The organism is Nonomuraea sp. NPDC004580 (genome assembly GCF_040609855.1).
Classification (GTDB): Bacteria; Actinomycetota; Actinomycetes; order Streptosporangiales; family Streptosporangiaceae; genus Nonomuraea; species Nonomuraea salmonea.
Genome location: NZ_JBEXLH010000119.1, coordinates 1 through 8326 on the forward strand (window position 1 = coordinate 1; position 8326 = coordinate 8326).

General features: G+C 72.3%; 9 protein-coding genes. 5 read left to right on the forward strand and 4 right to left on the reverse strand.

Going from position 1 to position 8326, the window contains the following annotated elements:
- A partial coding sequence (locus ABZW11_RS45815) for a protein IroB (RefSeq protein WP_355432737.1) occupies positions 1-798 on the reverse strand: 798 nt, incomplete at its 3' end.
- Between the two features lie 152 nt (positions 799-950).
- Between ABZW11_RS45815 and ABZW11_RS45820 the strand changes: the two genes are divergently transcribed.
- The 5 genes from ABZW11_RS45820 (at position 951) to ABZW11_RS45840 (ending at position 6171) form a co-directional block, all read left to right on the forward strand.
- Positions 951-1634, forward strand: coding sequence for an SDR family NAD(P)-dependent oxidoreductase (locus ABZW11_RS45820; RefSeq protein WP_355432740.1), 684 nt, complete (start codon positions 951-953; stop codon positions 1632-1634).
- Between the two features lie 88 nt (positions 1635-1722).
- Entirely contained in the window at positions 1723-2061 is a 339-nt protein-coding gene (locus tag ABZW11_RS45825; RefSeq protein ID WP_355432742.1) for a TcmI family type II polyketide cyclase, read from the forward strand.
- Entirely contained in the window at positions 2058-2540 is a 483-nt protein-coding gene (locus ABZW11_RS45830; protein WP_355432745.1) for a cupin domain-containing protein, read from the forward strand. Before ABZW11_RS45825 ends, ABZW11_RS45830 begins: the two co-directional genes overlap by 4 nt.
- A complete protein-coding gene (locus ABZW11_RS45835; protein WP_355432748.1) occupies positions 2537-3793 on the forward strand; it encodes a beta-ketoacyl-[acyl-carrier-protein] synthase family protein in 1257 nt (418 codons plus the stop codon). Before ABZW11_RS45830 ends, ABZW11_RS45835 begins: the two co-directional genes overlap by 4 nt.
- Before the next feature lie 521 nt (positions 3794-4314).
- Positions 4315-6171, forward strand: a complete 1857-nt coding sequence (locus tag ABZW11_RS45840; protein WP_355432751.1) for a BTAD domain-containing putative transcriptional regulator — start codon at positions 4315-4317, stop codon at positions 6169-6171.
- 15 nt (positions 6172-6186) lie between these two features.
- Here the strand turns inward: ABZW11_RS45840 and ABZW11_RS45845 are convergent, their stop codons facing one another.
- The 3 genes from ABZW11_RS45845 to ABZW11_RS45855 are packed head-to-tail and all read right to left on the reverse strand — an operon-like array spanning position 6187 to position 8230.
- Positions 6187-7605 (reverse strand): biotin carboxylase N-terminal domain-containing protein, encoded by a 1419-nt coding sequence (locus ABZW11_RS45845; RefSeq protein WP_355432752.1) that lies wholly within the window; start codon positions 7603-7605, stop codon positions 6187-6189.
- A complete protein-coding gene (gene accB / locus ABZW11_RS45850; protein WP_355432755.1) occupies positions 7602-8111 on the reverse strand; it encodes an acetyl-CoA carboxylase biotin carboxyl carrier protein in 510 nt (169 codons plus the stop codon). The genes ABZW11_RS45845 and accB overlap by 4 nt, the downstream gene beginning before the upstream one ends.
- A complete protein-coding gene (locus ABZW11_RS45855) occupies positions 8108-8230 on the reverse strand; it encodes a hypothetical protein (protein ID WP_355432757.1) in 123 nt (40 codons plus the stop codon). Before ABZW11_RS45855 ends, accB begins: the two co-directional genes overlap by 4 nt.
- Between the last annotated feature and the right edge of the window lie 96 nt (positions 8231-8326).

Consider the following 8326-nt stretch of genomic DNA (forward strand, 5'->3'; position numbering starts at 1 on the left):
CCGCAGGTCGGGCCGGGCGGCGAGCAGGTCGCGCTGCGCGGCGGAGACCGCGAGCACCACGTCGAAGCCCGCTCCCGCGAGCGCCGCGGCGATCCGGCCGGCGACGAACCTGGACGGGTCCACCTTCGCGATGGTGTGCCCCCAGCTCACGCACACCCGGGGCCGGCCGCGTGTGGCCGGCGGGCGCCAGGGCGCGGCCTCCGGCCCGTTGTAGGGCAGGTGCCGCATCGGCAGCACCCGGTGCTCGCCGGGCAGCTGCATGCCCGTGGGCACCGGGTCCACGCTCATCGTGCCGTACGGGTCCACCGGCCCCGCGCCGAGCCGCTCCGCGAGCGGCGCCAGCGCGTCCGGCAGCACGCCGCGGGCCCGCTGCAGCAGGTCCACGCCGTAGAGCTGGCGCACGGCAGGGACGCCGGTGACCGCCGAGGCGACCGGTCCCGCCAGCGTCACCTGGTCGTACACCACGAGGTCGGCCCGCCAGTCCCTGATCAGCTCGACGAGGCCGGGCGTCATGGTCTCCGCGTGCGCCATCAGCATGCGCAGCACCCTGGGCCCCTTGCCGTCGCGCACCGGCGCGGGGTCGCCCGGCAGGGGCAGCAGGAACTCGTGGACCATCCCGGCCGTGTCGACGTCCGTTCCCACGACCGCCGCCGGCAGGTCGGCGCGCAGGACGTCGCGGGTCAGTCCTGGCTCGCTGGCGACGATCACCTCGTGCCCCGCGGCGCGGCAGGCGCGGGCCAGCGGGACCAGCGCGTACAGGTGCGAGGGCCAGGCCCAGGTCGTGAACAGCACCCGCATGGGGCATCTCCTCCTCGGCTGATCGCGGTCGCGCCCGCCTGCAGAGCCGGTCGGAGGGCGCGTGCTCCTGCGCCGACGATGGCACCGCGCCCTGGAGACTCGCTGGAGCGCGGCACCGTCGCGCATCGAGCGGGCGCGGCCATCGTGACGGCATGAGCGAACCACGCACCGCCCTGATCACCGGGGCCAACCGAGGGCTGGGGCACGCGACCGCCGCCGAGCTGCGTCGCCGGGGCCTGCGCGTCATCGTCACCGCGCGGGACGGCGACGCCGCCGCCGAGGCCGCCGCGCGCATCGGCCCCGACGTCCGCGCCCATCCCCTCGACGTCACCGATCCCGACGCGGCCGGGCGGGCGGCGGCCCGGCTCGGCGCCGTGGACGTGCTCGTGTGCAACGCGGGCGTGCTGCTCGACGCCGGCGACGACCCGCTGGCGGTGCCGCTGGAGGTGGTGGAGCGCACGCTCGCGGTCAACCTGCTGGGCGGCTGGCGGGTGGCCCAGGCGTTCGTGCCCGGCATGGTCGACAGGGGCTGGGGGCGGGTGGTCTTCGTCTCCAGCGGCACCGGGTCGTTCAGCGCCGGGCTGTGGACGGGGGCGCCGGCGTACTCGGTGTCGAAGGCCGCCGTCAACGGGCTGACGACGATGCTGGCCACCTGCACCAAGGGCACCGGCGTGCTGGTCAACGCGGTCAACCCGGGACAGACCAGGACCAGGATGATGCCGATGGCGGAGCGGACCCCCGAGCAGGCCGCCGCCGGCATCGCCGACGCCGCCACCCTGCCCGACGACGGGCCTTCTGGCGTCTTCCTGAGCGGCGGCAGGGAGATCGGGTGGTGAGCCCGATGGAGCTTACTTCGAGCATCTTTCCACTGCGTACGGCCACCATCGAGGCAGCCTTTCCCACTCACCGCAGGAGGCGAGGAACGTGCACAGGACCTTGATCGTCGCCAAGCTCAGGAGCGCCGACAACATCGGGCCGATCGCCGAGACGTTCGGCGTGTCGGACGAGTCGGAGCTGCCCCACATGGTGGGGGTGAGCAGGCGGACGCTCTTCCACTTCCACGACCTCTACTTCCATCTCGTCGAGGCGGACGAGGACATCTCCCCCAACCTCTACAAGGCGCGCAGTCACCCGCTCTATGAGGACGTCAACGCGCGGCTGGCCAAGCTGGTCGCGCCGTACGACCCGGACTGGAAGGAGCCGAAGGACGCCATGGCGAGCCCGTTCTACGTGTGGACCAGCGACAAGGGGAGGATCCAGTGACCACCGAGACGAGCACCGGGACGACGGCCGGGACGACCGGCGCGAAGATCGCCAAGACGGCCAGGCCCGCCGTGGTGAAGACCGAGGACGTGGCGCCCAACCGCCGCCGCGGCGGCGACATCAGGGTCACGCTGAGCCCCAAGACGGCCGGTTGCGCCTCCGGGTTCGGCGGCGTGCTCTACCTGGAGGCCGGCGAGTTCGTCGCCGAGCACTACCACCCGTACTCGGAGGAGTTCCTGCACGTCGTCGCGGGCGAGCTGGAGATGAGCCTGGACGGCGCGCCGGTGCCGCTGAATGCCGGCGACTCGCTGCTGGTGCCGATCGACGTACGGCACCGGCTGGTGAACGTCGGGACGGAGCGCGCGCAGGTGGTCTTCCACCTGTCGCCGCTGGCGCCCCGTCCCGAGCTCGGTCACGTGGACACCGAGCAACTGCCGGCGCCGCAGGAGCCCGGTCCGCAGGTCGGGGGGCCGAGTTGAGCAGAGAGGCGGTGATCACCGGCATCGGGGTGGTCGCGCCGGGCGGCATCGGCCGGGAGGCGTTCTGGAACCTGCTCACCGAGGGGCGTACCGCGACCCGGCGGATCACGCTGTTCGACCCGAGCGGGTTCCGCTCGCAGATCGCGGCGGAGGTGGACTTCGACCCGAGGGCCGCGGGGCTGTCGGCGCAGCAGGTCAGGCGGATGGACCGGGCGGCCCAGTTCGCCACGGTCTGCACCAGGGAGGCGGTCGCCGACAGCGGCCTCGACTTCGGGACCGTCGAGCCGGACCGGGTCGGCGTCGCCATCGGCAGCGCCGTGGGCTGCACGATGAGCCTTGAGGAGGAGTACACGGTCCTGACCGACGAGGGCCGCCACTGGCTCGCCGACCACACCTACGGCGTGCCGCACCTGTACGGCTACATGGTGCCGAGCACGCTGGCCGTCGAGGTGGCGTGGGAGGCGGGCGCCGAGGGCCCGGCGGCGCTGATCTCGACCGGCTGCACCTCGGGGCTGGACGCGGTCGGCCACGGCGCCGTCCTCATCCAGGAGGGCGCGGCGGACGTCGTGATCGCCGGGGCGACGGACGCGCCGCTGTCGCCCATCACCTCCGCCTGCTTCGACGCGATCAGGGCGACCTCGCCGAACAACGACGACCCCGAGCACGCCTCGCGCCCGTTCGACGCGACCAGGAACGGTTTCGTGCTCGGTGAGGGCGCCGCCGTGATGGTGCTGGAGGAGGCCGGGTCGGCGCGGCGGCGCGGCGCCCGGATCTACGCGCACCTGGCCGGTTTCGCCAGCCGCAGCAACGCCTTCCACATGACCGGGCTGCGGCCCGACGGACGCGAGATGGCCGAGGCGATCAGGGTGGCGATGGACCAGGCGCGGATCGACCCGGCGGACGTCGACTACATCAACGCGCACGGCTCGGGGACGCGCCAGAACGACCGGCACGAGACGGCGGCGTTCAAGCGCAGCCTCGGGCAGCGCGCGTACGAGATCCCGGCGAGCTCGATCAAGTCGATGGTCGGGCACTCACTCGGTGCGATCGGCTCGCTGGAGGTCGCGGCGTGCGCTCTGGCCCTGGAACGGCAGGTCGTGCCGCCCACGGCCAATCTGCACAACCGCGATCCCGAATGCGACCTGGACTATGTGCCGATCACAGCGCGCGACCACGAAATGGACGTGGTGCTGAGTGTGGGCAGTGGTTTCGGCGGGTTCCAAAGCGCGATGGTCCTGGCCCGTTCCGCATAACGGCACAGCACAATGGCAATGACTCGATTATCTATCCATGTCAAGGCAACCAAGGGGAAGAATCGTGAAACCAGGGATGACCACTACTCGCCGGTAAGAGCCGCGGCTCGGCATACTCGGAATATACCCAGGTCAAAGGCCACTCCGCGAATGGCGTACGGCTCGTCGGCCGGCATCCGCTCAGGAGGACGGCACCGGGACTAGGGGATGAGTTCAGGGATTTCCCTGATGCCATTTGTCAGAATATGGAAATATTCTCAGTCAAGTACCACCATCTACCGAAACCCAGTGATCTTCGAGTGAATTTCGAGATCTTGTAACACGCATCTGCTAAATTCCCTTGAGGAAGCAGATCGTCCAGTGTGCCCGGCGACAACGGGGTGACGTCTCAACGCTGTCGGCGCACGCTCTCGGGTAAGCAGACGCATGGCGCGCGGCGTGCGGGGTCCTCCCGCACGTACGCCGGCCAATGGATGCAGGGGACGGTGCGTGTGGTGGTGGAAATCAACCTGCTCGGCCCAATGGAAGTGCTCAGACATGGCGTCGTCCTGACGCCGTCGGCCCCCAAACTGCGCACGGTGCTCAGTTTGCTGGCCGTCCAGGCGAGCATCGTCGTCAGAACCGACAAGATCATTGAGGAGCTCTGGGAGGACAACCCGCCGGCGAGTGTGACCACCACGTTGCAGACTTACATCTACCAGCTGCGCAAGCTGTTGCGGCTGGGCACGCCGCCGGACGGGCGCGGCGCGGGTGACACACCCGCCGACGCCGCGCTGCGTACCTCTCCCTACGGTTACGCGCTGTTCCTCGACCCCGACATGCTCGACACCACGCGGTTCGAGCGCCTGTCCGACCAGGGCAGGAGAGAGCTCGAGGCAGGCGACATGAACGCCGCGGCCGACACGCTCTCCCACGCGCTGCGCCTGTGGCGCGGGCCCGCGCTCGTCGACGTCGGCCACGGCCCCGTGCTGCGGGCCGAGGTGCTGCGGCTGGAGGAGATCAACAGGAACACCCTCGAACGCCGCATCGAGGCGGACCTCTACCTCGGCAGGCACCACGAGCTGCTCGGAGAGCTCACCAGGCTGGCCGCCGAGCAGCCCACCCACGAAGGGTTCCAGGGCAAGCTGATGCTGGCGCTGCACCGCGCGGGCCGGCGCTCCGAGGCGCTGCAGGTCTATCAGCGCACCCGCAGCACGCTCGCCGGCGAGCTGGGCCTCGACCCGTCCAGCGACCTCGAACAGCTGCATCGCGCCGTCCTGGCGGCCGACGAGAGCCTCGCACTCCCCCAGCCCAGGGCGCCCGTCACGCTGAGCCGTACGAGGCCGCCGCGCCAGCTCCCCCCCGAGCGCACCGCACTGGTCGGCCGGCAGCCGCAGGTCGGCGCCGTGCTGGGGGCACTGTCCGCGCGGCAGCATCACGCGCCACCGGTGGTCGTCATCACCGGTCCACCCGGCTCCGGCAAGTCCGCGCTGTGCGCGCAGGTCGGGCACCGGGCCAACGGCCCCTACCCCGACGGCCAGCTCTACGCTCGGCTGGTGGACGCCCAGGGCCGGCCCGCCGACCCCCGCGACGTGCTCGCCGAGTTCCTGCGCGCGCTCGACGTGCCTGAGGACCGCATCCCCGGCACGCTGAGCGAGCGCTCCCGGCTCTTCCGCACCTGGACGGCCGACCGGCACGTGCTGGTGACCCTCGACGACGTGGTCCGCGCCGACCAGCTGCTTCCGCTGGTGCCGGCGAGCCCCGACTGCGGCGTCCTGGTCACCGCGCGCAGGCAGCTGTCGGCGCCGGTGGTGACCGCGGTGGTGGAGGTGGGCCCGCTCAACGTCGAGGAGGGCCTGCGGCTGCTGATCAACGTGCTCGGCAAGCACCGCGTCATGCAGGACGAGGCCGCCGCCCGCGAGCTGGTCCGCCTCTGCGACGGCCTGCCCACGGCGCTGCAGGCGGCCGCCGCGCTGCTGCAGCTCAGACGGCACTGGCCGCTGAGCAAGGTGGTCAAGGCCAGCGGCCTGCCGTCCGAACCCGGCACACCCAACCACCACGAGCTGTTCCTGTACGCCAGCGTGGAGCTGAGTTACCGGCTGGCCCCGCCGAGCGTCCAGCAGGCCTTCCGCAAGCTCACCAGGCTGGACCTCTCGACGTTCACGCCGCGCTTCGCCTCGTGCCTGCTCGACATGACCGAGGCGCAGACGGAGTCGCTGCTGGACGAGCTCGTCGAGTTCCAGCTGATGGTCGCCGAACTCGGATCGGACGGGGACCTGCACTACCGTTTCCTACCCAGCGTGCGAGCGGCGGGGCGGTTGCTGCTCGCGGACGCGGGCCCGGTCGACGGCTCGGCGGCCTACCGAGCCGTCGGTGCCGGACATGCGCACGTCTCCTGACCCCGCCTCGGCGGTTCACCCCCGGCTCGCACCCGGGGGTGAACCCGCCGAGCGGGCGGGCGTCCCGTTCGCGGAGACGCCCTCGGTCAGCAGCGACGTGGTGTGGGTGCCCGCCTGGAAGGCCGGGTCGGCCAGCACGGACCGCAGCAGCGCCTTCGTCGTACGGATGCCGCGGCCCTCGATGCGGAACTCCGCCAGGGCCCGCTCCATCCTGGCGATCGCCTGCTCGCGATCGGGCCCCCAGGCGATCACCTTGGCCAGCAGCGAGTCATAGTCGGGCGGCACCGCGTACCCCGCGTAGGCGTGCGTGTCCACGCGGAGGAACGGGCCGCCCGGCGGCACGAACTCGCCCAGCGTGCCCGCGCTCGGCGCGAAGTTCCGCTCCGGGTCCTCGGCGTTGATCCGGCACTCCACGGCGACGCCGCGCGGGCGGACGTCCTCCTGCGAGAAGGAGAGCGGCCGGCCGGCGGCGATCCAGAGCTGTTCGCGGACGATGTCGATCCCGGTCACCGCCTCGGTGACCGGGTGCTCGACCTGGATGCGCGAGTTGACCTCGATGAACGCGAACTCCTCGCCGGCCACCAGGAACTCGAACGTCCCCGCCCCGGTGAAGCCCGCCGCCTTCGCCCCGGCCACCGCCGCCGCGGCGAGCCGGGCGGACACCCCGGGCGACACGCCGGGCGCGGGGGTCTCCTCGATGAGCTTCTGGTGCCGCCGCTGCACGGAGCAGTCGCGGTCGCCGAGCGCCACGACCGAGCCGTGCTCGTCGGCCAGCACCTGGACCTCGACGTGCTTGGCCCGCTCCATCAGCCGTTCGAGGTAGACCCGGCCGTCGCCGAACACCGCGCGCGCGGCGGCGCCGGTCGCGCGGTAGGCGGCGGCCAGGTCCTCCATCCTGCGCACCACCGCCATGCCGCGCCCGCCGCCGCCGGCCACCGCCTTGATGATCAGCGGGAAGCCGATCCGCCGCCCGGCCTCCACCACGTCGGCGACGGTGCCGACGGGTTCGGGCGTGCCGGGCAGCACCGGCAGGCCGGCGTCCGCCATCATGCTCCTGGCCAGCGCCTTGTCCCCGAGTCTCGCCATGACCTCGGGGCGGGCGCCGACGAAGACGAGGCCGTTGGCCGCGCAGATCTCCGCGAAGTCGGGGTCCTCGGACAGGAACCCGTACCCGGGGTGCACGGCCTGCGCGCCGGTGCGCAGCGCGGCCTCGATGATCGCCGGCGGGTAGAGGTAGCTGCGTTTCGCCGGTCCCGGACCGATCTGGGTGGCGACGTCGGCGGCGCGTACGGCGGCCGAGTCGCGGTCGACCGACGAGTGCACGACGACGGTCCTGATGCCCATCTCCCGGCACGTCCGTACGATGCGCAGCGCGATCTCGCCGCGGTTGGCCACCAGGACGGTGTCGAACGGGCGGCGCGTGTCCCCGGTCATTCGCCGGCTTCCTGGTCGATCACGATGAGCGGCTGGTCGTACTCGACGCTCTGGGCGTCGTCCACGAGGACGTGCGACACCCGGCCGCCCACGTCCGCCGTCACGGGGTTCATCAGCTTCATCGCCTCCACGATGGCCACCTGCTGGCCCGGCTCGACGAGGTCCCCGACCTCGACGAACGGTTTCGCGCCCGGCTCGGGCCTGCGGTAGAAGGTGCCCACCAGCTCGGCCCGCACCGTGTGCCCCGTCGTGTCGGTGGCGGGGCCCGCCGTCTCCTGGCCCGGCTCCTGGACCGGCGACGCGTACGCGCCGGGGGCGGGCTCGGCCGGCGCCGGCCACTCGACCTCGATGCTCGCGTTGCCCAGCCGGACGCACGCCCTGCTCGGCGGCCTGGGTGCCGCCTGGACGGCGTCGGCCAGCCCCCGGCACAGGATCGCCACCGCGTCCCGCGCGCCCAGGCCGGCCAGCGCGCCGTCCCAGGCGCTCGGCTGCTGCCCGTCCGTCATAGAGCCACCTTCTCCCTGTAGGTGCCGAACCAGCGCAGGCGCCGCCGCCTGGCCTCGCGCAGCGCGGCGCCGTCCTGCTCGCGCAGTTCGCGCAGCGCGCACACGACCGCGTCGCGCACCCGCTCACTCGCCTGCCATGCCGGACATCAACCCATGCCGGACACCGACCCGCGCCGGACACCCACCATCAACCGTACACCGACAACAGCCGGACA